Source organism: Williamsia sp. D3 (assembly GCF_000506245.1).
GTDB classification, from domain to species: Bacteria; Actinomycetota; Actinomycetes; order Mycobacteriales; family Mycobacteriaceae; genus Williamsia; species Williamsia muralis.
This window is the reverse complement of record NZ_AYTE01000026.1, coordinates 247,647-268,525: the sequence shown is the minus strand read 5'-3', so window position 1 is coordinate 268,525 and position 20,879 is coordinate 247,647. Positions and strand designations below refer to the sequence as shown.

General features: G+C 65.5%; 21 protein-coding genes, 4 tRNA genes and 2 pseudogenes. 22 read left to right on the top strand and 5 right to left on the bottom strand.

The features are described from left to right. Positions 1-5: 5 nt before the first annotated feature. From W823_RS46320 to W823_RS46300, 5 genes are all read right to left on the bottom strand, one after another. Positions 6-584, bottom strand: coding sequence for a GNAT family N-acetyltransferase (locus tag W823_RS46320; protein WP_023959563.1), 579 nt, complete (start codon positions 582-584; stop codon positions 6-8). 44 nt (positions 585-628) lie between these two features. Further along, positions 629-838 carry a hypothetical protein gene (locus W823_RS46315; protein ID WP_023959561.1) on the bottom strand — a complete coding sequence of 70 codons (210 nt, stop codon included), beginning with the start codon at positions 836-838 and terminating at the stop codon, positions 629-631. A 90-nt stretch (positions 839-928) separates the two neighbouring features. Next, positions 929-1,003: transfer RNA gene (locus tag W823_RS46310), tRNA-Val, on the bottom strand. Between the two features lie 28 nt (positions 1,004-1,031). Then, positions 1,032-1,105: transfer RNA gene (locus W823_RS46305), tRNA-Cys, on the bottom strand. Positions 1,106-1,127: 22 nt separating this feature from the next. Beyond that, a tRNA-Gly gene (locus W823_RS46300) sits at positions 1,128-1,200 on the bottom strand. A gap of 223 nt (positions 1,201-1,423) precedes the next feature. Here W823_RS46300 and W823_RS46295 point away from each other — a divergent pair. From W823_RS46295 to secF, 22 genes and pseudogenes are all read left to right on the top strand, one after another. After that, positions 1,424-1,495: transfer RNA gene (locus tag W823_RS46295), tRNA-Val, on the top strand. Positions 1,496-1,617: 122 nt separating this feature from the next. Next, the gene (locus tag W823_RS46290) at positions 1,618-2,064 is read left to right on the top strand and encodes a TIGR02611 family protein (protein ID WP_023959559.1); all 447 of its coding nucleotides are present in this window, start codon (positions 1,618-1,620) and stop codon (positions 2,062-2,064) included. A gap of 122 nt (positions 2,065-2,186) precedes the next feature. Further along, positions 2,187-4,259 carry a threonine--tRNA ligase gene (gene thrS / locus W823_RS46285; protein ID WP_023959557.1) on the top strand — a complete coding sequence of 691 codons (2,073 nt, stop codon included), beginning with the start codon at positions 2,187-2,189 and terminating at the stop codon, positions 4,257-4,259. Beyond that, a complete protein-coding gene (locus W823_RS46280) occupies positions 4,256-4,849 on the top strand; it encodes an HIT domain-containing protein (protein ID WP_023959555.1) in 594 nt (197 codons plus the stop codon). The genes thrS and W823_RS46280 overlap by 4 nt, the downstream gene beginning before the upstream one ends. 22 nt (positions 4,850-4,871) lie before the next feature. Continuing rightward, positions 4,872-5,546, top strand: a complete 675-nt coding sequence (gene pgsA, locus W823_RS46275; RefSeq protein ID WP_023959553.1) for a phosphatidylinositol phosphate synthase — start codon at positions 4,872-4,874, stop codon at positions 5,544-5,546. Beyond that, positions 5,543-6,496 (top strand): phosphatidylinositol mannoside acyltransferase, encoded by a 954-nt coding sequence (locus tag W823_RS46270; RefSeq protein WP_023959551.1) that lies wholly within the window; start codon positions 5,543-5,545, stop codon positions 6,494-6,496. Before pgsA ends, W823_RS46270 begins: the two co-directional genes overlap by 4 nt. Continuing rightward, positions 6,493-7,617, top strand: coding sequence for a glycosyltransferase family 4 protein (locus W823_RS46265; RefSeq protein ID WP_023959549.1), 1,125 nt, complete (start codon positions 6,493-6,495; stop codon positions 7,615-7,617). Before W823_RS46270 ends, W823_RS46265 begins: the two co-directional genes overlap by 4 nt. Before the next feature lie 19 nt (positions 7,618-7,636). Next, positions 7,637-8,125 (top strand): annotated as a pseudogene (locus tag W823_RS46260) (exopolyphosphatase); the annotation flags it as partial. A 121-nt stretch (positions 8,126-8,246) separates the two neighbouring features. After that, positions 8,247-9,173 carry a pyridoxal 5'-phosphate synthase lyase subunit PdxS gene (pdxS, locus tag W823_RS46255; RefSeq protein WP_030163259.1) on the top strand — a complete coding sequence of 309 codons (927 nt, stop codon included), beginning with the start codon at positions 8,247-8,249 and terminating at the stop codon, positions 9,171-9,173. 32 nt (positions 9,174-9,205) lie between these two features. After that, positions 9,206-10,225 carry an RDD family protein gene (locus W823_RS46250; RefSeq protein ID WP_023959543.1) on the top strand — a complete coding sequence of 340 codons (1,020 nt, stop codon included), beginning with the start codon at positions 9,206-9,208 and terminating at the stop codon, positions 10,223-10,225. Continuing rightward, positions 10,222-11,175, top strand: a complete 954-nt coding sequence (locus W823_RS46245; protein ID WP_023959541.1) for a PP2C family serine/threonine-protein phosphatase — start codon at positions 10,222-10,224, stop codon at positions 11,173-11,175. Before W823_RS46250 ends, W823_RS46245 begins: the two co-directional genes overlap by 4 nt. A gap of 7 nt (positions 11,176-11,182) precedes the next feature. Beyond that, positions 11,183-11,953 (top strand): hypothetical protein, encoded by a 771-nt coding sequence (locus W823_RS46240; RefSeq protein ID WP_023959539.1) that lies wholly within the window; start codon positions 11,183-11,185, stop codon positions 11,951-11,953. A 213-nt stretch (positions 11,954-12,166) separates the two neighbouring features. Further along, entirely contained in the window at positions 12,167-12,646 is a 480-nt protein-coding gene (locus W823_RS46235; protein WP_023959537.1) for a response regulator transcription factor, read from the top strand. 75 nt (positions 12,647-12,721) lie between these two features. Then, the gene (gene tesB / locus W823_RS46230; RefSeq protein WP_023959535.1) at positions 12,722-13,573 is read left to right on the top strand and encodes an acyl-CoA thioesterase II; all 852 of its coding nucleotides are present in this window, start codon (positions 12,722-12,724) and stop codon (positions 13,571-13,573) included. After that, entirely contained in the window at positions 13,570-14,187 is a 618-nt protein-coding gene (pdxT, locus tag W823_RS46225; RefSeq protein ID WP_031332570.1) for a pyridoxal 5'-phosphate synthase glutaminase subunit PdxT, read from the top strand. The genes tesB and pdxT overlap by 4 nt, the downstream gene beginning before the upstream one ends. 88 nt (positions 14,188-14,275) lie before the next feature. Further along, on the top strand, positions 14,276-15,031 hold the full coding sequence (locus W823_RS46220) for a YebC/PmpR family DNA-binding transcriptional regulator (RefSeq protein ID WP_023959531.1): 756 nt from the start codon (positions 14,276-14,278) through the stop codon (positions 15,029-15,031). A 109-nt stretch (positions 15,032-15,140) separates the two neighbouring features. Continuing rightward, positions 15,141-15,710: a crossover junction endodeoxyribonuclease RuvC gene (ruvC, locus tag W823_RS46215; protein WP_023959529.1), complete on the top strand. Its 570-nt coding sequence runs from the start codon at positions 15,141-15,143 to the stop codon at positions 15,708-15,710. After that, positions 15,707-16,303 (top strand): Holliday junction branch migration protein RuvA, encoded by a 597-nt coding sequence (gene ruvA / locus W823_RS46210; RefSeq protein WP_023959527.1) that lies wholly within the window; start codon positions 15,707-15,709, stop codon positions 16,301-16,303. Before ruvC ends, ruvA begins: the two co-directional genes overlap by 4 nt. Further along, positions 16,300-17,456: pseudogene (ruvB, locus tag W823_RS46205) on the top strand (Holliday junction branch migration DNA helicase RuvB). The gene ruvA and the pseudogene ruvB overlap by 4 nt, the downstream one beginning before the upstream one ends. Before the next feature lie 121 nt (positions 17,457-17,577). Continuing rightward, positions 17,578-17,991 (top strand): preprotein translocase subunit YajC, encoded by a 414-nt coding sequence (gene yajC, locus W823_RS46200; RefSeq protein WP_023959525.1) that lies wholly within the window; start codon positions 17,578-17,580, stop codon positions 17,989-17,991. 165 nt (positions 17,992-18,156) lie between these two features. Continuing rightward, complete coding sequence (gene secD, locus W823_RS46195; protein ID WP_023959523.1) at positions 18,157-19,698, top strand: protein translocase subunit SecD; 1,542 nt, start codon at positions 18,157-18,159, stop codon at positions 19,696-19,698. Beyond that, complete coding sequence (gene secF / locus W823_RS46190) at positions 19,691-20,878, top strand: protein translocase subunit SecF (protein ID WP_023959521.1); 1,188 nt, start codon at positions 19,691-19,693, stop codon at positions 20,876-20,878. Before secD ends, secF begins: the two co-directional genes overlap by 8 nt. The last annotated feature ends 1 nt before the right edge of the window (position 20,879 follow it).

Here is a 20,879-nt window from a genome sequence, read left to right as displayed (position 1 = left end):
CAGGGTCAATGCAGATCCGACGTCGGCGGGGGAGTGCGCGCGAGCACGTAGTCGCTGCAGCGCTTGCCGCCGACGACAAATGACTTGCGCCCCACGATGGTGAAACCCATCTTCTCGTAGAACCGTTGTGCTCGGCGGTTCTGCTCGTTCACGCCGAGCCAGATGCGGGCGCTGCCCTGCTCGGTGGCGTGCGTGAGCGCTGCCGACATCAACGCCGCGGACACCGCACCGCCGTGAAAGCCGGGTAGCACGTACAACTTCGACACCATCGTCAGCGGGCGTTCCGGAATGGCCGCCAGGACGTCGGTGTCGTCGGGTTCGGAGTCGATGAGGAGCGCGTACCCCACGATGGCACCGGAGGCGCTGTCCGTTGCCTTCAGGACGTGATGATCGGGCTCGCTGAGATACCTGCGGAAGTGCTGACCCGACAATGTGGTCGCGATGAAGTGCGCGACGTCGTCGGCGCTCAGATCCGGAGGGCAGGCCAGGGGGAAGGTCGCGGCCGCGACCTCCGCCAATTGGTCGGCGTCGGTGGGATCGTCGGTGAATTTGACCAGTATCTCGGGACCGCTCACGACGATCATCTCAACACGGGCATCACGCGGGCCGCTCAGCAGCGTGAGGTCTCTCAGCGTGAGCTGGTGGCCAGCTCGGCCTGGCCGGACACGAGTTGCTGTGCAGCGGCGTGCAGGGCCCGTTCCCGTTCCTCGATGTTGCTGTACTCGCGGCTGATCGGCAGCAACTCGATCAAGATCTGGCTTCCGCTGACCGAGTACCCGTTGGTGCTCGCCCAGTTCAGGGTGTACTGCAAGACGTCGCGGTCGAGAGTGTCGTTCATGGAATTCCTGTGACTCGATGTGATGAACAATCCGTCCGTACCCGTCACATGAGAATGACCCGGGGTCGCCGGGTCATTCTGTGGTGCAGGTGGTGCGCGATACAGGGATTGAACCTGTGACCTCTTCCGTGTCAGGGAAGCGCTCTCCCGCTGAGCTAATCGCGCGAGATTGTGTTCAGTTGTCGAACTGATCTGGAGGCGGCGACGGGAATCGAACCCGTGTGCACGGCTTTGCAGGCCGTTGCCTCACCACTCGGCCACACCGCCACGGTGGAAATATCGTGCTCCGAGCGGATGACGGGATTCGAACCCGCGACCCTCACCTTGGCAAGGTGATGCGCTACCAGCTGCGCTACATCCGCATGCACCCTGAAAACTGCTGCTCTGGGTGCGAACGTGAACATTATCGGACGTACCCGCAAAGCAACAAATCCGCTGGTCAAACGGTCGGTTGCAGAACGATCCCCAGGTCACGGGCCGCGGCGACACCCGGGGTGAATCGAGTCGATGTGATTTGGGTTCCGGCGGGGTGTGCGTGTTAATGTCTTTCGGTCGCAGACCCCGGTTCGGCCGGGGTAGACGTCAGGTCCCGTGGCTCAGTGGAAGAGCGTCCCGTTCACACCGGGAAGGTCGCTGGTTCGATCCCAGCCGGGACCACTTCATCTCCCGTTCAATCGACTGACGTTCGTGCGCAGTCCTGTTGCATCTCCCGTGTTGCCGAGTTCCGTAGAGTTGCCGGAAAAGGTTTGCAAACGGTCAATTTCGGACAAAGGAACGTCATGCCTGATGACGCGAAAGTCGATGCCGACGAAGAACGGTCCCAGGGCGGGATACTCTCCGCGATCGGCAACAAGCGTGACCAGATTCGGGAGCAACGCCGCCTGAATCTCATCTACCGCTGTTGTGTCGGTGTGGTCGGAACGGGCGTCCTTCTCGTGGGTATCGCGGCGATCCCTTACCCCGGTCCCGGATGGCTGATCGTCTTCGCCGGTCTGGGCATCCTCGCGTCCGAGTTCGACTGGGCGCGCCGCCTGCTCCATTTCGCGCGCAGCAAGTACGACGCATGGATGGACTGGATCAAGAAGCAACACTGGACGGTCCAGGCAGCATTCGCCATCCTGACCTGCGCCATCGTGCTCCTGACGCTCTGGCTGCTCGGCGCGCTCGAGATGGCGGCCGGCTGGATTGGTCTCGATTGGTCGTGGCTGAAGAGCCCGATTCTGTAACCGGGCCCGAACTTCTCGGCGACCGGTAGGGGGTAGTGGGTCCGACGGGCACTACGATCATGGACTGATACGCCAGCTCGGCCGTGCCGGTCGAGTGGTCTGCCTCTACAAGGAGTTTCCTGGTGCCCGAGAACGCCGCCGCCACGCCCCCAGCCACGATCACGGTGGCGGCCGGGACTACTGCGGGGGCGGCGCTGCGCGACAGCGGTCATCCCAACAAGGGGCCCGAGGCGATCGTCGTGGTCCGCGACGCGGAAGGCGCGCTTCGCGACCTGTCGTGGTCGCCCACGAGCGATGCCGTGGTCGAGCCCGTTGCGGCCAACACCGAAGACGGACGCAGCGTCATCAGGCACTCGGCTGCACATGTGCTGGCACAGGCGGTTCAGGATCTGGACCCCAAGGCCAAACTCGGGATCGGACCGCCGATCGAGAACGGTTTCTACTACGACTTCGATGTCGAGGACCCGTTCACGCCCGACGATCTGACCGCGCTCGAGAAGAAGATGAAGCAGATCATCAAGTCCGGTCAGCGCTTCTCCAGGCGCGTGTACGAGTCGGTCGACGCGGCGAAGGCCGAACTGGCCGGGGAACCGTACAAGCTCGAATTGGTCGACGACAAGGGTTCGGCCGACGACCCCGAGGTGATGGAGGTCGGGGGTGGCGAACTCACCGCCTACGACAACCTCAATCCTCGTACCGGCGAACGGATCTGGGGCGATCTCTGCCGGGGTCCGCACGTGCCCACCACCAAGTACATCACCGCGTTCAAGCTGACCCGCAGTTCGGCGGCATACTGGCGCGGAGACCAGGACAACGCGGACCTGCAGCGCATCTACGGCACGGCCTGGGAATCGGCCGAGGCGATGGACGCCTACCTCGAGTTGCTGGCCGAGGCCGAACGCCGCGACCACCGAAAGCTCGGTGCCGAACTCGATCTGTTCAGCTTCCCCGACGCGCTGGGCTCGGGTCTGCCGGTGTTCCATCCCAAGGGCGGCATCATCCGCAAGGAACTCGAGGACTACTCGCGCCAGCGGCACATCGCCGAGGGCTACGAGTTCGTGAACACCCCGCACATCACCAAGAGTAACCTGTACGAGATCTCCGGTCACCTCGACTGGTACCGCGATGGCATGTTCCCGGCCATGCACCTCGACGCCGAACTCGGCGACGACGGCGAGGTGCGCAAGCCCGGCCAGGACTACTACCTCAAGCCGATGAACTGCCCGATGCACAACCTGATCTTCAACGCACGGGGCCGCTCCTACCGGGAGTTGCCACTGCGGCTCTTCGAGTTCGGGTCGGTGTACCGGTACGAGAAGTCGGGAGTCATCCACGGCCTCACCAGGGTTCGGGGAATGACTCAGGACGACGCGCACATCTACTGCACGCGCGAACAGATGCGGGCCGAGCTCACCACCACCCTGAACTTCGTACTCGGACTGCTCAAGGACTACGGCCTCGACGATTTCTATCTCGAACTGTCGACCAGGGATCCGAAGAAGTCCGTGGGTTCGGACGAGGTCTGGGAAGAGGCGACAGCCACCCTCGCCGAGGTCGGCGAGGCATCCGGTCTGCGGTTGGTGCCCGATCCCGGTGGGGCCGCGTTCTACGGTCCCAAGATCTCGGTGCAGGTCAAGGACGCGCTGGGCCGAAACTGGCAGATGTCGACCATTCAGCTCGACTTCAATCTGCCGGAGCGATTCGAGATGGAGTACACCGGTGCCGACGGGTCCAAGCACCGGCCGGTGATGATCCACCGAGCGTTGTTCGGATCCATCGAGCGGTTCTTCGGTGTGCTCACCGAGCACTACGCCGGCGCCTTCCCGGCGTGGCTGTCCCCGGTGCAGGTTGTGGGCATCCCGGTCGCGGACGCGTTCGTTCCCCATCTCGACGGCGTTGTGGCACAGCTGAGGTCACTCGGCGTCCGTGCCGAGGTCGATGGTTCGGACGACCGGATGCAGAAGAAGATCCGCAATCACACAACCGGCAAGGTGCCGTTCATGTTGCTGGCCGGCGAACGTGACGTGGAGGCCGGCGCCGTCAGTTTCCGTTTCCGTGACGGCACACAGGTCAACGGGGTTCCGTTCGCAGACGCGGTCACCCTGGTCGCCGACTGGGTCGCCCAGCGTCGCAACGAATCCCCGACCGCCGAACTGGTCGCGACGCCTGCCGACGCTGCCGGGGAGGCCCGGTGACCCACACCGACAACCCCGGCGTCATCCGCGACCAGGGGCCGGGCGACCCGGACCGGCTTCAGCGGCTGTGGAGCCCGCACCGGATGTCGTACATCACGGCTGCCCCGCGATCGGGTGTGGACCCGGACGGGGACGACACCACCTCCGCGAAGTCCGTCCACCCATTCCTCGACATCCCACGGATGTCGGACGAGGCCGGGCTGATGGTCGCACGAGGTGAATCGGTGTACGCGGTGCTCAACCTCTATCCATACAACCCCGGGCACACGATGATCGTGCCGTACCGGCAGGTCGCCGACCTCGAAGACCTCACAGAGGTCGAGAGCCGTGAACTGATGGTGTTCACGCAGAAGATGATTCGCGCGATCAAAGCGGTCTCCAATCCGGACGCGTTCAACGTCGGACTCAATCTCGGTGCCGCAGCCGGTGGTTCGCTGGCCGAACACCTGCACCAGCATGTGGTTCCGCGGTGGGGTGGAGACGCCAACTTCATCACGGTGGTCGGGGAGACGAAGGTGATGCCGCAGCTGCTGCGCGACACCAGGACTCTGCTTGCCGACGCCTGGCGACAACTCGAGGACGGAACATGACCAAGCAGAGCGTGAACGATCCATGCTGAGCGTCCTGGGTCGCGCCTCGGTGTCCAAGGTCACCCTGCCCCTGGGGCGGGCCCTGATCAAGACGGGCCTGACGCCCGACGCGATGACCGTCATCGGAACGGTGGCGACCATCGCGGCAGCGGTGACGCTGTACCCGATGGGTTACCTGTTCGTCGGCACCCTGGTCATCTGGCTGTTCGTGATGTTCGACATGCTCGACGGCGCGATGGCGCGGGCACGCGGCGGCGGCACCAAGTTCGGTGCGGTGCTCGATTCGACGTGTGATCGGCTCGCCGACGGCGCGATCTTCGCCGGCCTCGGCTGGTGGTGCCTGGTGGAGAAGCCGCACCAGTGGCTGTTCGTCGCGACCATGATCTGCCTGGTCACCTCGCAGGTCATCTCGTACGCGAAGGCACGTGCCGAGGCCAGCGGACTCAACGGTGACGGCGGCCTCATCGAACGCCCGGACCGCCTCGTCATCGTCCTCGTCGGCGCCGGTCTCACCGGTATCGGACTGCCGTGGGCCATCCACATCGCGATGTGGCTTCTCGCCGTCGGCAGCATCATCACGGTGTTCCAGCGGATGTGGTCGGTCTACAAGTCGCCCGGAGCCACCGATCTGCAGCCGATCGCCGCTCCCTCCGCCGCCGGTGGGGCGACCCAGGGCGAGGACGGACCGGAGTCGTGACGACGGCCGGCGAGCGTATTGCCGACCTGGGGTATGCGGCGGGGTGGTCGCTTGTGCGGCGCCTGCCCGAGGGTGTCGCGCGCACGGTGTTCGACAGCGCGGGAGGCTACGTCGGCGGCCGGGGTGGCGGACCGGCCCAGCTGCGCAAGAACCTCGCCAGGGTGGTCGGCTGTGCACCGGCGGAGGTACCCGATGACCTCATGCGGGATGCCATGCGGTCCTACGCCCGCTATTGGCGCGAGGCATTTCGGCTGCCCGCCATGGATTTTCAGGTGGCCGCGTCGCGGGTCGACCTCCCCCCGCCGGATCGACGACTGCTGGACACAGCCCTTGCGAAGGGCAAGGGCGTGGTGTTCGCGTTGCCCCACAGCGGCAACTGGGACATGGCCGGGGTCTGGCTCGTCCAGAACATCGGGGACTTCTCCACCGTGGCGGAGCGACTGAAACCCGATTCGCTCTTCGAACGTTTTGTCCGATACCGCGAGACCCTCGGATTCGAGATCTTCCCGCTCAGCGGTGGCGAACAACCCCCCTACGGACAGCTGGCCAACCGGCTGCGCAGCGGCGGGGTGGTGTGTCTCCTCGGCGAACGAGACCTGGCCAGACACGGTGTCCCCGTTCAGTTCTTCGGCGAGCCGACGCGGATGCCCGCGGGCCCGGCGAAACTCGCCATCGACACCGGCGCCGCCCTCGTCGGGGTTCACCATTGGTACACCGGCCCGGACACCTCGCAGATATCGCTCACCGGACCGATCGACACGTCCGGGGGAGTGGAGGCGGCAACCCAGGCGCTGGCAACGGTGTTCGAGACGAACATCGCCGCCCATCCGCAGGACTGGCACATGCTGCAACCGCTCTGGGAGGCCGATTGGTCCGACGAGCGCCGTGAGCGCATCAAGGGGGCCGACACCTCTCGGAGCAACGAGGATGTCGAGGGCGCCGCGGGATGAAGATCGGCATGATCTGCCCGTACTCGTTCGACATCCCGGGCGGTGTGCAGGCCCACGTCATGGAACTGGCGCAGGTCTTCATCGATCGGGGACACACGGTGAGCGTTCTCGCGCCCGCCGGACACGACAAGAAATTGCCCGGCTATGTGGTGTCGGTGGGAGAGGCCCTCGCCATTCCGTACAACGGATCGGTTGCCCGGATCGCGTTCGGCCCCAAGGCCTATCACAAACTGCGATCCTGGCTTCGGGACGAGAAGTTCGACGTCCTCCATGTGCACGAGCCGAACTCGCCGAGTATCTCGATGTTGTCGCTGATGGTCGCTCAGGGCCCGATCGTCACCACTTTTCACACATCCACGACGAAGTCGTTGATACTCAGCATCTTTCAGGGAATCCTCCGTCCCTACCACGAGCGCATCGCCGGTAAGATCGCCGTCTCCGAACTCGCCCGACGTTGGCAGATGGAATCTCTGGGTTCGGATGCGGTCGAGATCCCGAACGGGGTGCACACGGACATGTTCGCCGGAGCCCAACCGCTCGACGGGTATCCGCACCCCGGCAGAACCGTGCTGTTCCTCGGTCGCTTCGATGAACCACGCAAGGGTGTTGACGTGCTGATCAAGGCACTGCCCGCTGTGGTGGCGCGCTTCCCGGACGTGCGTGTCCTGATCGTCGGCGGGGGTCACCAGCGAACGTTGCGGGGCAAGGCCGGCGACCTGGCCGACCACCTCGTATTTCTCGGCCAGGTCGATGACGACGTCAAAGCCCGTGCCCTCCGTTCCGCGGACGTGTACTGCGCTCCCAACCTCGGCGGCGAGAGTTTCGGCATCGTGCTCGTGGAAGCCATGGCCGCCGGTACCGCCGTGGTCGCGAGCAAGCTGGACGCGTTCCGGCGGGTGCTCGACGACGGGCAGGCCGGTGTCCTGGTCGAGGTGGGGGACGCCGACCAACTCGCCCAGGGGATCATCTCCGTTCTCGGTGATGACGACGGCCGGGCCGCGATGGTTCGCCGTGCACGCGATCGCGCCGCCCGCTACGACTGGTCCGAGGTCGCCGACCAGATCCTGCGTGTGTACGACACGGTCGTCGTCGGGGCCGGCAAGGTCGTCGTCTCCGATTGACCCCTTCTGAGAGGACTTCATGACCATCTCCGCCCTGACCGTCCTGATCCTGGGCGTCATCACGGTGTTGGTGTTGCTCGGTCTGGGCTGGGCCTACAAAACCGCCAACCGGCTCGACCGACTCCACGTGCGGGTGGACCTGTGCTGGCAGGCGCTCGACGCCGCGCTTGCCCGCCGGGCGGTGGTGGCCCGATCCATCGGGGCCGGCCTCGGTCCGGAGGGCCGGGAGCTGATCATCGCCGCCGACCGAGCGGAGGGTTCGGCGCGGCCGGATCGTGAATCCGCTGAGAACGTCGTGTCGGCGGCGCTGGCCCAGATCGACCTCTCGTCGCTGCGATCGCAGCTGGTCACCGAGCTTGCCGACGCCGAGACCCGCGTGATGATCGCCCGCCGGTTCCACAACGATGCCGTTCGCGACACCCTGGCCCTTCGCAATCGGCGACCGGTGCGATGGCTGCACCTGGGTGGCACCGCACCGACCCCGCTCTACTTCGAGATCGTCGAGCGAGCGCCCGTCTGACCTGCCCGCCCGACGTCGAAAAGGGGCGTGTGATGCCGCCGGACCACGCGGCGCCGAGAAAGCCTAGACTGGAAGCTCAGCAATCGACTAGACCACAGGAGCTATAGACGTGAGCAGTGCCCCAGATCCAGGTTCATCGGTGCCAGCGGAAAGTGCCGGCACCGGTACCGCGCGGGTCAAGCGTGGCATGGCCGAGATGCTCAAGGGCGGCGTGATCATGGACGTCGTGACAGCCGAGCAGGCCAAGATCGCCGAGGACGCGGGCGCTGTCGCAGTCATGGCCCTCGAGCGGGTACCGGCCGACATCCGTGCACAGGGCGGGGTCTCGCGGATGAGCGACCCCGACATGATCGACGGGATCATCTCGGCAGTGTCCATCCCGGTGATGGCCAAGGCTCGCATCGGACATTTTGTCGAAGCCCAGATCCTCCAGAGCCTCGGTGTCGACTACATCGACGAGTCAGAGGTGCTGACCCCGGCCGACTACGCCAACCACATCGACAAGTGGCAGTTCACCGTGCCGTTCGTGTGCGGCGCAACCAACCTGGGCGAAGCGCTCCGCAGGCTCACCGAGGGCGCCGGGATGATCCGGTCCAAGGGTGAGGCGGGCACGGGCGACGTCTCGAACGCCACCACGCACATGCGCAAGATCCGCGACGAGATCCGGCGGCTGACCTCACTGCCCAAGGACGAACTGTTCGTCGCCGCCAAGGAGCTGCAGGCGCCGTACGACCTGGTCGTCGAAGTTGCCGAGCTGGGCAAATTGCCCGTCACGCTGTTCACCGCCGGCGGCATCGCCACCCCCGCGGACGCGGCGATGATGATGCAGTTGGGCGCCGAGGGCGTCTTCGTGGGATCGGGAATCTTCAAGTCCGGCAATCCCGCAGAGCGTGCTGCCGCGATCGTGCAGGCGACTACGTTCTACGACGATCCCGACGTGCTCGCGAAGGTGTCGCGTGGACTGGGTGAGGCGATGGTCGGTATCAATGTCGACGACATCCCACAACCCCATCGACTTGCCGAGCGCGGCTGGTGAATTGACGTGGACGCGGGGGCGGGGAATCGGAGATGACCAGCGCGTCCGCTGATTTCGAAGCGATTCCGCTCGGCTGCGGCCGCTGCGGAACCCAGATCCCGTCCGCGTCCGCCCGCTGTCCCGAATGTGGACAGCAGATGTTCGTCACCAGAGGTGGCGCAGTACCGAGGTCGCCGCGTGAGGCCCTGGTGGCGGGTCGAATCCCCGCCTCCAACGGTTCGCGGGTGGCCGCTTATCTGGTTGATGTCGCCATCCTGCTGACTGCGGTTGCAGCTCTGCTCGCCGCCGGTCTGATCTTCGGCCTCGACGCGGCCTCGGTAGTGTGCGTGGCGGTGCCCGTTGCGTGCTGGATCTCGTCGGCACTCGCGCGGGCCAACGGCATCCGTACCCCGGGCCAGGTGTTGGCGAGAACCACGATCACCACAGGCCGGTCGGGCCGTCCGATCGGTTTCTGGCGGCATCTGACCCGCACCGCCGTACTTCACCTGAGCAACGTCCTGTTGTTCGCCGGAGCGATGTCGGTATTGATCGACAGGGGCCGTCCCCGTCGCGGTTGTCACGAGAAGCTCTCCGGCACAACGACTGCGAGCAGTGTGGGTTCGGCAGGGTACGAGGTGATCACGGCGCCCAGCGCACACGTGGCCGAGCCCGGCGAGGAAGCGGCAGATTCGGTCACCGAGCGCATCGATCCCAGCACAGGCGCCCGCACCCTGCCGTTGCGCCGGGCCGGCGCCGGTTTGCGGCTTCGACTCGACGACGGCAGCTACACCGGTCTGTCCGGTGCCGGATACCTCGGTGTGCCGGCCGTCGAGTGGTCGCACGGTCGCGCACAGATCGTGGTCACCCCCATCGAGGCGCCGACTTCGGACGACACGCAGGTCCAGTTCAGCGTGGCGGACGGGAAATTGTGGATGATCAGTACGGGCCCAGACGTCCGATCGGTTCTCGACACCGGCGAGTCGGTGACCGCGATGCGACCCGGACATCCGTACGAGGTGGGTCCGGGCACCGTGGTGCATCTCGGACAGTGCAGTTTCGAGGTTGCGAGATGAGCCAGGATGCGGAGCTCGACCGTGAATCGGAGACGAAGCCGAAGGCGGAGCTCGACCGTGAATCGGAGACGGAGCCGAAGGCGGAGCTCGACCGTGAAACAGACGCGGTACTCGATCCTGGGCGTGAGCGCGGAGGGCACATGACGATGGAAGCGACCGGGACCGTCCGGGACGAGACACGCAGCGGGGTGGGCGAGTTCGGTCAGGTCGAGGTGAGCTGGGCTGTGGTCAGCGACGTCGGCCTGCTGCGTGAGACCAATGAGGACGCAGCTCTGGTCGGCCCTGGGATGATCTTGGTGGCCGACGGCATGGGCGGTCATGATTGCGGCGAGCTCGCCAGTGAGGCGGCGCTGTCGGCGTTGTCGGACGCAACGGTGACAGGGGTGAACCGCACACGCGATTCGGTGGTGGACCTGTTGGGGGAGGCGCGCCGCCAGATCGAGAACATCGACTCCGACTCGGGCCGCCGTGCCGGCACCACCGTCACCGGCGCGATGCTCGTCGACAGCGACGGGCGACCCCATTGGCTGGTGCTGAACATCGGGGATTCGCGGACGTACCGTTTTGCCCACTCCAAGCTCGAGCAGGTGACCGTCGACCACTCTCAGGTGCAGGAGCTTGTGGATGCGGGATTCCTGACCGCAGCACAGGCCCGTGTCGACCCACGCCGCAACGTGATCACCCGGGCACTCGGTGCCGGGATGGAGCAGGAGGCCGACTTCTTCACGTTCCCGGTGGAGCGAGATGACCGGATCCTGGTGTGCTCCGATGGTCTCACCGGTGAGTTGGCCGACGACGCGATCGCCGCGATCCTGGCCGGCTTCGACGATCCGACAGCGGCTGCGCAGGCGCTGGTATCGGCCGCCTTGGAGGCCGGTGGCCGTGACAATGTCACCGTGGCGATCGCCGACGTGAAGGCGGTTCCGGACGTCTCCGACCCCGCGTCGTGATCCGGCTATGACGATCACCGATCCGGCGGGCGAACCCGGTCAGCCTGAAGGCGTCAAACGCCCGATCGCCGAGACGTTCGTGGAGTTCTGCGGGGAGCGGGTGGCGGTCAGTCCGGACGAGCCGTTCCACATCGGCCGCGACGCCGATCTCGATATCGACGACAACCCTTATCTGCATCGCAGATTCCTCATGCTGCACCACGAAGACGGGTTGTGGTGGCTGTCCAATGTGGGGTCGCATCTGTCCGCAGGGGTCGTGGCGGGTGACGCCGGATTCCAGGCGACGCTGGCTCCCGGCGCTCGGGTGCCTCTGGTGTTCGGCGTGACCGCTGTGGTGTTCTCGGCGGGCCCCACGACGTATGAGCTCGAAATCCATTCAGGCGCAATGCCGTTGAATCTTGCACCGGTAGAGGAGCCGGCACGAAGCGGCGAAACCACCATCGGGGTGGTGTCCCTGACGGAGAGTCAGAAGCTACTGATAGTTGTCTTGGCCGAAGAGGTGTTGCGGCGCAACGGAACCGGTGCGAGTTCGATCCCGTCGTCGGCGCAGGCCGCGGCCAGGCTCGGCTGGTCGTTGACGAAGTTCAACCGCAAACTCGACAACGTGTGTGACAAGTTCGACCAGATCGGGGTGTCCGGTGTCCGCGGCGGCTCGGGGCGGCTCGCCAGCAATCGGCGGGTCAAGCTGGTCGAATATGCGGTGGCCGCCCGATTGGTGACACGCGATGATCTGGTGCTCATCGATGCCGAGGCGCGCCGCAACGGCGTGATCGGCTGATCGAGAGCTGGGCCGCTGCCTGGCGGCCGGTGGGCGGATCCGCGGCGGCCTCTGTGGTGAGTTGATGGTCAGTCTGCCGCAAAACCCCCTCTGAGCTGGGCTCATGTGGTGGGTAGTTCTACCCATCGACATGTCCGGTGTGCCGGTTTTAGTGTTTAGACACTTCGACAGAGGGCAGGAGAAAACCGGCCCCCCAGACCAGGAGAATCACCGATGACCGTACTGCACAACACCTTTGGCGCTCCCAGTCGCACGCGGGTCGGTTACCGGCCGACGACCCCGGTCCGGATGACCAGGGAGGAAGCGCTGGCTCGGCTCAAGCAGCGCACGATGCCTCTGCCCGGTCGCGCGGCGCCGCATTCGCAGCCCGGGGTCATCTGTGCGACTCCTGCGGTTCCCATGTCGGGTCACGGTCGCAGCGGGCGGCCAGAGGGGGCTGCCGACACCGGCACAACCACCGCTTACCGCGCGCCCAAACTGTCGCAACGCGAGATCGAGGTACTGCGTGCGTGGCTGAACCTCGATTCCAAGTCGGCGGTGGCCCAATCGCTGTTCATCTCACTGGGCACCGTCAACACCCATCTCGCCCGGATCCGGGTCAAGTACAACGAGGTCGGTCGGCCTGCCCCGACCAAAGCCGCACTCGTGGCCCGCGCGATCCAGGACGGGATCGTGTCGATCGACGACCTCTGACCGCCGGCGGGGGAGCCGTGATGGGCCTGCGCCCTCGGTGAGCCATAATCGTCGTCGGAAAGGTGGTGCCACCTCATGGCGACGATCGAAGAGATTCTGCAGCTCGAAACGATAGAAAAAGACATCTATCGTGGGCACGCCCACCCGAGTCACCTGCAGCGCACCTTCGGTGGGCAGGTCGCCGGGCAGGCCCTGGTGTCGGCGACGAAGACGGTCGACGCTCGTTTTGTGGTCCATTCGTTGCACGGTTACTTCCTGCGCGGCGGGAACCCCGAAGAGCCGACCGTATACCTGGTCGACCGCATCCGCGACGGCCGTTCGTTCTGCACCCGGCGGGTGACAGCGGTGCAGGACGGTATGGCGATCTTCACGATGTCCGCGTCATTTCACGTTCAGGACCAGGGATTCGAGCATCAGGACAAGATGCCGTCGGTGCCCGATCCGGAGGATCTGGTCGACGTTCTCACCGCCCAGGACCGCAAGGCGATGTCACCTTTTCGCGAGTGGGAGAACTTCGACGTCCGGATCGTCCCGGGCGACCAGCTCGTCCGCAGCCGCGATCTGGCCGCTCAGCAACGTGTCTGGTTCCGGTACCGCCATCAGCTCCCCGATGAGCCCGTGTTCCACATCTGCACACTCGCCTACATGAGCGATATGACGTTGCTGGGTTCGGCGAAGGTAGCCCACCCCGACGAGGACGCCCAAGCCGCCTCGCTTGATCACGCGATGTGGTTTCTCCGGCCGTTCCGCGCCGACGAGTGGCTCTTGTACGACCAGACGTCGCCGTCGGCGGGGGGTGGCCGGGCCCTCACCCAGGGCCGGATCTATGACCGCAACGGGGTCATGGTGGCGGCGGTGACCCAGGAGGGTCTCGCGCGGACCGGACGAAAGTTGCCCGCAGACCAGCACGCGAAGAGGGAGAGTTGAGCACGCCGGTGCGGATCGGCATCCTCGCGCTGCAAGGCGATGTCCGCGAACACCACGCCGCCCTCACCGAGATCGGCGTCGAGCCCGTGTCGATCCGCCGGGCCTCCGAACTCGACTCCATCGACGGGATCATCGTCCCGGGTGGTGAATCCACGACGATGAGCCGGCTGCTCGTGGTGCTGGGCCTGCTCGAACCGCTCCGCGAGGCCCTCGCCGATGGACTGCCCGCCTACGGATCGTGTGCGGGGATGATCATGCTCGCGCGCGACATCCTGGACACACGACCGGACGCGCAGCATCTCGACGCCCTCGACATCACGGTGCGGCGCAACGCATTCGGTCGCCAGGTCGCGTCGTTCGAGACCGACCTCGACATCGAGGGGATCGATGGCGGACCGATGCGCGCTGTCTTCATCAGGGCTCCCTGGGTCGAGTCTTCCGGCGAATCGGTCCAGATTCTGGGCACGGTTCCCGAGGGCCCGGCCGCGGGCCGTGTCGTCGCTGTCCGGCAGGGCGATGTGCTCGCGACGTCCTTTCATCCAGAGGTCACCGGGGACCGGCGGGTCCACGAGTATTTCGTCGAGATGGTCAGGGCGGCGCAAGGAAAGCGGTGAGGCTCGTCGCCGCACCGCCGGTGGCGAGTAGGATCGGTCCGCAGTTCTCGACGCCACACACCCGAGCAGTACGAAAGGGGCTTGCTGAATGAGCGGCCACTCAAAATGGGCCACCACCAAGCACAAGAAGGCGGTGGTCGATGCCAAGCGCGGCAAGATGTTTGCCAAGCTGGTCAAGAATATCGAGGTCGCCGCGCGCACGGGTGGCGGAGATCCGAGTGGTAACCCCACGTTGTACGACGCCATTCAGAAGGCCAAGAAGTCGTCGGTACCCAACGACAACATCGAGCGCGCCCGCAAACGTGGTGGCGGCGAAGAAGCAGGCGGCGCCGATTGGCAGAACATCACCTACGAGGGATACGGCCCCAACGGCGTCGCGATCCTGATCGAGTGTCTCACCGACAACCGGAACCGCGCCGCCACCGAGGTGCGCACCGCCATGACCCGCAACGGCGGCAACATGGCCGATCCCGGCTCGGTCTCGTACCTGTTCGCGCGCAAGGGTGTCGTCACCCTGGAGAAGAACGGCCAGAGCGAGGACGACATCCTGATGGCGGTCCTCGAAGCGGGCGCAGAAGAGGTGACCGACCTGGGCGACACCTTCGAGATCGTGAGTGAACCCACCGATCTGGTCGCGGTCCGGACGGCGCTGCAGGATGCGGGCATCGACTACGAATCCGCCGAGGCCAGCTTCCGTGCGTCGGTGGAGGTACCGGTCGACGCCGATGGCGCCCGCAAGGTGTTCAAGCTGATCGACGCACTCGAGGATTCCGACGACGTGCAAGAGGTCTACTCAAACGTCGACATCAGCGACGAGGTGCTCGCCGAGCTCGAATCGGAGTGACATCACCGGTGCCGCGTGTTGATGCCTGAGACCGTCGTGACCGCCGGTTACGATATCGAACAACTGTTCGTGCCGAGCAGATTCGAGTCGTAGCCGAAAGCGGGTTTGCATGCGGGTGATGGGTGTGGACCCCGGGCTGACCAGGTGCGGTATCGCGCTCATCCAGTCGGGCACGGGCCGCTCGGTGACCGCGCTCGATGTCGACGTCATCCGTACCCCACCCGACATGGCACTGGAGAAGCGCTTGCTCGCCATTCACACCGCTGCCGAGCACTGGCTCGACACCCACCGGCCCGATGTCGTGGCGATCGAGCGTGTGTTCGCCCAGCACCAGGTCAGCACCGCGATGGGCACCGCTCAGGCCGGTGGCGTGATCGCCCTGGCCGCGGCCCAGCGCGGGGTACCCGTTCGATTTCACACACCAAGCGAGGTGAAGGCCGCGGTGACGGGAAGCGGACGGGCCGACAAGGCCCAGGTGACGGCGATGGTCACCCGCATCCTCGGCATGCAGCAGGCACCCCGGCCCGCTGATGCCGCGGACGCACTTGCCCTTGCGATCTGCCACTGCTGGCGTGGGCCGATCCAGGAACGGATGGAGCAGGCCCAAGCGGTCGCGCTGGCGCAGCAGAAGGCGTATCGCGATCGGGTCGCCCTGGCCAAGAAGGCGGCGGGACGGTGATCGCGTCGGTACGGGGACCCGTGGTCGACGTGGCGCTCGATCACGTCGTGATCGACTGCGCAGGCGTCGGATATCAGGTTCTCGTCACCCCCAGCACAGCCGGTTCGGTCCGGCGTGGCTCGGAGGCGACGCTGCTCACCACCATGATCGTGCGCGAGGACTCGATGACCCTGTACGGGTTCACAGAGCCCGATGCCCGTTCGCTGTTCACGCTTCTGCAAACCGTGACCGGCGTCGGACCACGTCTGGCAATGGCCACACTGGCCGTGCTCGAGCCCGACGCCCTGCGTGAGGCTCTGGCCGGCGGCGACACCAGGTCATTGATCACCGTCCCAGGCATCGGCAAGCGTGTCGCCGAGCGACTGGTGGTCGAACTGCGGGACAAAGTCGACCGACCGCACACAACCGGGGGTGACGCGTCGAGCCTGCCGAGTTCGTCTGTGCGCGACCAGGTCGCCGAAGCGCTTGTGGGCCTTGGCTTTGCGGCTCCCGTCGCCGAGAAGACGGTGATCGCAGTGCTGGCGGACCAGCCGAACGCCGACTCCGCGACAGTCCTGCGTGCCTCGCTTGCGTCCTTGGGTAAGACCCGATGACTCCCGACGGCATCGACGACTTCGACAGTATCGGCGAGTCGGATTACCCGATCGCCGACGCCGAACCGGTCAACCGAACCGTCAACGCCGGCCGGATCACGGCAGACGGCGACCTCGACAACAGCCTTCGCCCGAAGTCGCTCGGCGACTTCATCGGTCAGCCGAGGGTGTGCGAACAGCTGGAGCTGGTGCTGCAGGCGGCGCGCGGCCGTGGTGGCACCCCCGACCACATTCTGCTGTCGGGTCCACCGGGGCTGGGCAAGACCTCGTTGGCGATGATCATCGCGGGGGAGATGGGTGCCGCGTTGCGGGTCACGTCCGGCCCCGCGCTCGAGCGGGCCGGGGACCTCGCCGCGATGTTGTCGAACCTGGTCGAGGGAGATGTCCTCTTCATCGACGAGATCCACCGCATCGCCCGGCCCGCCGAGGAGATGCTGTACCTCGCGATGGAGGATTTCCGCGTTGACGTGGTGGTGGGCAAGGGGCCGGGTGCCACGTCCATCCCGCTGGATGTCGCACCGTTCACCTTGGTCGGCGCCACCACGCGTTCGGGCGCTCTGACGGGCCCACTGCGGGACAGATTCGGTTTCACCGCACACATGGAGTTCTACGAGGAAAGTGAACTCGAGCGTGTCCTGAGCCGGTCGGCAGGCATCCTGGGGATCACGATGGAGCCGGACGCCGCGCCGAGATCGCGTCCCGTTCCCGCGGTACCCCCCGGATCGCCAACCGTCTCCTGCGGCGGGTGCGCGACTACGCGGAAGTAAGGGCGGACGGCGTCGTCGACCTCGCGGTGGCGCGGGCTGCCCTGACCGTCTACGACGTCGACGAACTCGGATTCGATCGGCTCGACCGGGCTGTTCTCGGTGCACTGGTCCGTGGCTTCGGCGGCGGGCCGGTAGGAGTGTCCACCTTGGCCGTCGCGGTCGGGGAGGAGCCGGCCACGGTGGAAGAGGTGTGCGAACCATTTCTCGTGCGTGCCGGGATGATCGCCCGCACCCCGCGGGGGAGGGTCGCGACCGCCGCTGCGTGGCACCACCTCGGTCTCACGCCGCCTGCCGGCGCCCTGAACGGTTCGTTCGGGGTGCGCGTGCGCGAGGACGGGTCCGCCATGATGTCGCTGTTCGGTGACGACGATCCGGCCGCGATCTGACATTTCTCAGCCGGAGCTCAGCGGCGAATTCGGGTCCGGCACGCCCGGGATGGCACACTGGGTGTGATGGCGAGCGCTGCTCGTGTGCACGAATGACAAATCAAGGACTGAACACACCACCATGGAATTGATATTTCCTATCCTGCTGGTCTTCTTGGTCGGCTTCATGATCCTGTCCGTTCGTCGCCAGAAGAAGGCGATGTCCGCGGCTCAGGAGATGCAAGACTCGCTCCAGATCGGCGCACGTATCCAGACCACCTCGGGCGTCTACGGCACTGTTGCCGGGCTGGCCGACGGAACCGTTGACCTCGAGATCGCCGATGGCGTTGTCACTCGCTGGAACCGGTTGGCCATCCGTGAGGTCGTCCATGCCGACGACCTCGCCGACAGCTACCCCGGCGTCGGGCTGATCGACAACACCGATTCCGACGACGACGACTTCGGCTTCGCCGACCACGGCAACGCGGACAGTTATGCCGATCACGACGACTCGATCACTCTCGAGAAGTCTCGCGGAGACCAAGACAAGTCATAGAACTCTCCCGGCCGAGGGGGCGTCACACGGGCGTGCGCGACATCGTCGATGTCGGAGCACGTACCGTGACGGACGCCCCTGCGGTCTGTACGGGGTTCGTAGGACAACTGAGGAGACGTAGGCAGCGTGGCATCGTCGTCAAACCGTGAAGTACCTCCGTCACGGATGTTGATCGTCTTTTTCCTGTTGATGATCGTGGTGTACGGGCTGGTGTTCTTCACCGGCAGCAGAGAAGCGACCCCGAAACTCGGTATCGACCTCCAGGGCGGGACGCGGGTCACCCTCACCGCACGTACCCCTGACGGCAGCGCACCGAGCCGGGACCAGCTCGACAAGGCCAAACAAATCATCGAGCAGCGGGTCAACGGCCTCGGCGTCTCCGGGTCCGAGGTGATCATCGACGGTGACAATCTGGTGATCACGGTTCCCGGTGACGACGGCAAACAGGCCCGCACCCTCGGACAGACTGCATTGCTCTATGTGCGCCCGGTCGCCGATGTACAGGCGGCCACCCCCCAGCCCAACGCTCCGCCCGCTCCCGAGGGACAGACGTCCGAACAGGCGATCGCAGAGGCCAAAGCACTGCGGCAGGCGCCCAAGGACGCGAACACGGACGCCCTCAGAGCGCAGATGGCAAAGATGAATTGCGATCCCTCTGCGCCGGATCCGTTGCAGGGCAACGACGATCCCGAGCAGTACCTGGTGACCTGTTCCGAGGACGGCACGCAGGTGTATCTGCTCGAACCGCAGATCATCAAGGGCAGCGACATCGACAAGGCCGAGGCCGGGACCACCCAGGGTGCAGGCGCATGGATCGTGCGGTTGGACTACAAGGGTGGCGCCCGCGATTTCTGGTCGAGCTACACCGCCCAGAACATCGGCAAGGCAACAGCATTCACCCTGGACTCCAAGGTGGTCAGCGCCCCGCAGATCAACGGCGCCATCAACGGCACCACCGAGGTGAGTGGCGACTTCACCCAGACCGAGGCCAAGGATCTTGCCAACGTCCTCAAGTACGGGTCTCTGCCCCTGTCGTTCAAGGCATCTGACGCCCAGACGGTGTCCGCGACCCTCGGCTGGTCGTCGCTCAAGGCCGGTCTGATCGCAGGCCTGATCGGTCTGATCGCGGTCTTCATCTACGCCTTGGCGTACTACCGGATGCTCGGGATCCTGACGGTTCTGTCGCTGACCCTGTCGGGGATCATGGTCTACGGGATCATGGTCCTGCTCGGCAGGTACATCAACTTCACCCTCGATCTCGCCGGCATCGCCGGTCTGATCATCGGTATCGGCATGACTGCGGACTCCTTTGTCGTCTACTTCGAGCGCATCAAGGACGAGATGCGTGAAGGCAGGAGCTTCCGCTCGGCTGTTCCACGCGGCTGGGCGCGAGCCAAGCGCACCATTTGGTCGGGCAACGCGGTCAGCCTGATCTCGGCCGGTGTGCTGTACTTCCTCGCCGTCGGTGACGTGAAGGGATTCGCGTTCACCTTGGGATTGACGACCATTCTGGACGTCGCGGTGGTCTTCCTCGTGACCTATCCCTTGGTGGTCTACGCATCCCGGTCGAACTTCCTGTCCAAGCCGAGCGTGAACGGTCTCGGTGGGGTCACCCAGGTGGCGAAGGAGCGGCGCCAGGCGGCAGCCGAGCGTCCCACGACGACAATGACCACGAGCAGGACTTCGGGAGGAGTGCGCAATGGCTGACACCGACCGCCGGGCACCCACCAGCGACGCCGACTTCACCGCCGCGACCAACCGGTCGCTGCTGTCCCGCCTCTACACGGGTACCGGCGCCTTCGAGATCGTCGGCCGCCGGCGCATGTGGTTCATGATCACCACCGCGCTTGTGCTCATCTCGCTCGCGAGTATCGGGATCCGCGGATTCACCCTCGGGATCGAGTTCGAGGGCGGAACCCAGATCTCGTTCCCCAAGACCGGTGAGGTGTCGACGAGCGAGGTCGAGTCGACCTACTCCGATGCCATGGGCGAGGATCCGCAGTCGGTCCAGACCGCGGGGTCGGGGGCAAGCCAGACCGTGCAGATCCGGACGGAGACCCTCGACGCTCAGCAGCTGATCAAGGTCACCGATGCGTTGTCGGACGAGTTCGGGCTCGCTCCCAACGATGTGAGCTCGTCGGACGTCAGTTCCACCTGGGGCGGTGAGATCACCGAGAAGGCGCTGATCGCGCTGGCTGTCTTCCTGGTGCTGGTGACGATCTACATCGCCATCCGTTTCGACAAGGAGATGGCGGTGGCGGCGATTGCTGCGCTGTTCTTCGACATCGCCACCACGGCGGGCATCTACTCTCTTGTCGGCTTCGAGGTGACACCGGCGACGGTGATCGGTTTCCTGGCGATCCTGGGCTTCTCTCTCTACGACACCGTCGTGGTCTTCGACAAGGTGGAAGAGAACGTCCGTGGTGTGCTGCACACCACCCGGCGTACCTATGCCGAGCAGGCCAATCTCGCGGTGAACCAGACCCTGATGCGATCGATCAACACCACTGTCATCTCGGTACTCCCGGTGCTGTCCCTGATGGTCATCGCGGTGTGGGTGTTGGGAGTGGGCACCCTCAAGGACCTCGGTCTGGTCCAGATGGTCGGTGTCGTCACCGGCACGTTCTCGTCGATCTTCTTGGCGACCCCGCTGCTCGCCACCCTCAAGGAACGGCGTAAGGACATCGGCTCGCACACCCGGAAGGTGCTTGCCCGTCGGAGCGAGCGTGAGGGTCGATCGGTACCGGCGACCGATGGCGTCGCACCCGCAGCCGGTGGCACCACCACGTTGACCAAAACCGCCCCCGCGCCGGTTCGAGCGCAGCGGTCGGGAAGCGCCCCACATGCAGGGGCGCGTCCGTCGGGTAAGCGGCGCCGCAAACGCTAAC

Bases quoted from the DNA above. Each gene is read 5' to 3' on its own strand.
- W823_RS46240 (WP_023959539.1), top strand. From the start codon at position 11,183: ATGACGATCACCGATCCGGCGGGCGAACCCGGTCAGCCTGAAGGCGTC.
- W823_RS46320 (WP_023959563.1), bottom strand. From the start codon at position 584: ATGATCGTCGTGAGCGGTCCCGAGATACTGGTCAAATTCACCGACGAT.
- tesB (WP_023959535.1), top strand. From the start codon at position 12,722: ATGGCGACGATCGAAGAGATTCTGCAGCTCGAAACGATAGAAAAAGAC.
- yajC (WP_023959525.1), top strand. From the start codon at position 17,578: ATGGAATTGATATTTCCTATCCTGCTGGTCTTCTTGGTCGGCTTCATG.
- W823_RS46245 (WP_023959541.1), top strand. From the start codon at position 10,222: ATGAGCCAGGATGCGGAGCTCGACCGTGAATCGGAGACGAAGCCGAAG.
- secF (WP_023959521.1), top strand. From the start codon at position 19,691: ATGGCTGACACCGACCGCCGGGCACCCACCAGCGACGCCGACTTCACC.
- W823_RS46220 (WP_023959531.1), top strand. From the start codon at position 14,276: ATGAGCGGCCACTCAAAATGGGCCACCACCAAGCACAAGAAGGCGGTG.
- ruvC (WP_023959529.1), top strand. From the start codon at position 15,141: ATGCGGGTGATGGGTGTGGACCCCGGGCTGACCAGGTGCGGTATCGCG.
- secD (WP_023959523.1), top strand. From the start codon at position 18,157: ATGTTGATCGTCTTTTTCCTGTTGATGATCGTGGTGTACGGGCTGGTG.
- W823_RS46235 (WP_023959537.1), top strand. From the start codon at position 12,167: ATGACCGTACTGCACAACACCTTTGGCGCTCCCAGTCGCACGCGGGTC.
- pgsA (WP_023959553.1), top strand. From the start codon at position 4,872: ATGCTGAGCGTCCTGGGTCGCGCCTCGGTGTCCAAGGTCACCCTGCCC.
- W823_RS46290 (WP_023959559.1), top strand. From the start codon at position 1,618: ATGCCTGATGACGCGAAAGTCGATGCCGACGAAGAACGGTCCCAGGGC.
- W823_RS46315 (WP_023959561.1), bottom strand. From the start codon at position 838: ATGAACGACACTCTCGACCGCGACGTCTTGCAGTACACCCTGAACTGG.
- W823_RS46250 (WP_023959543.1), top strand. From the start codon at position 9,206: ATGACCAGCGCGTCCGCTGATTTCGAAGCGATTCCGCTCGGCTGCGGC.
- W823_RS46265 (WP_023959549.1), top strand. From the start codon at position 6,493: ATGAAGATCGGCATGATCTGCCCGTACTCGTTCGACATCCCGGGCGGT.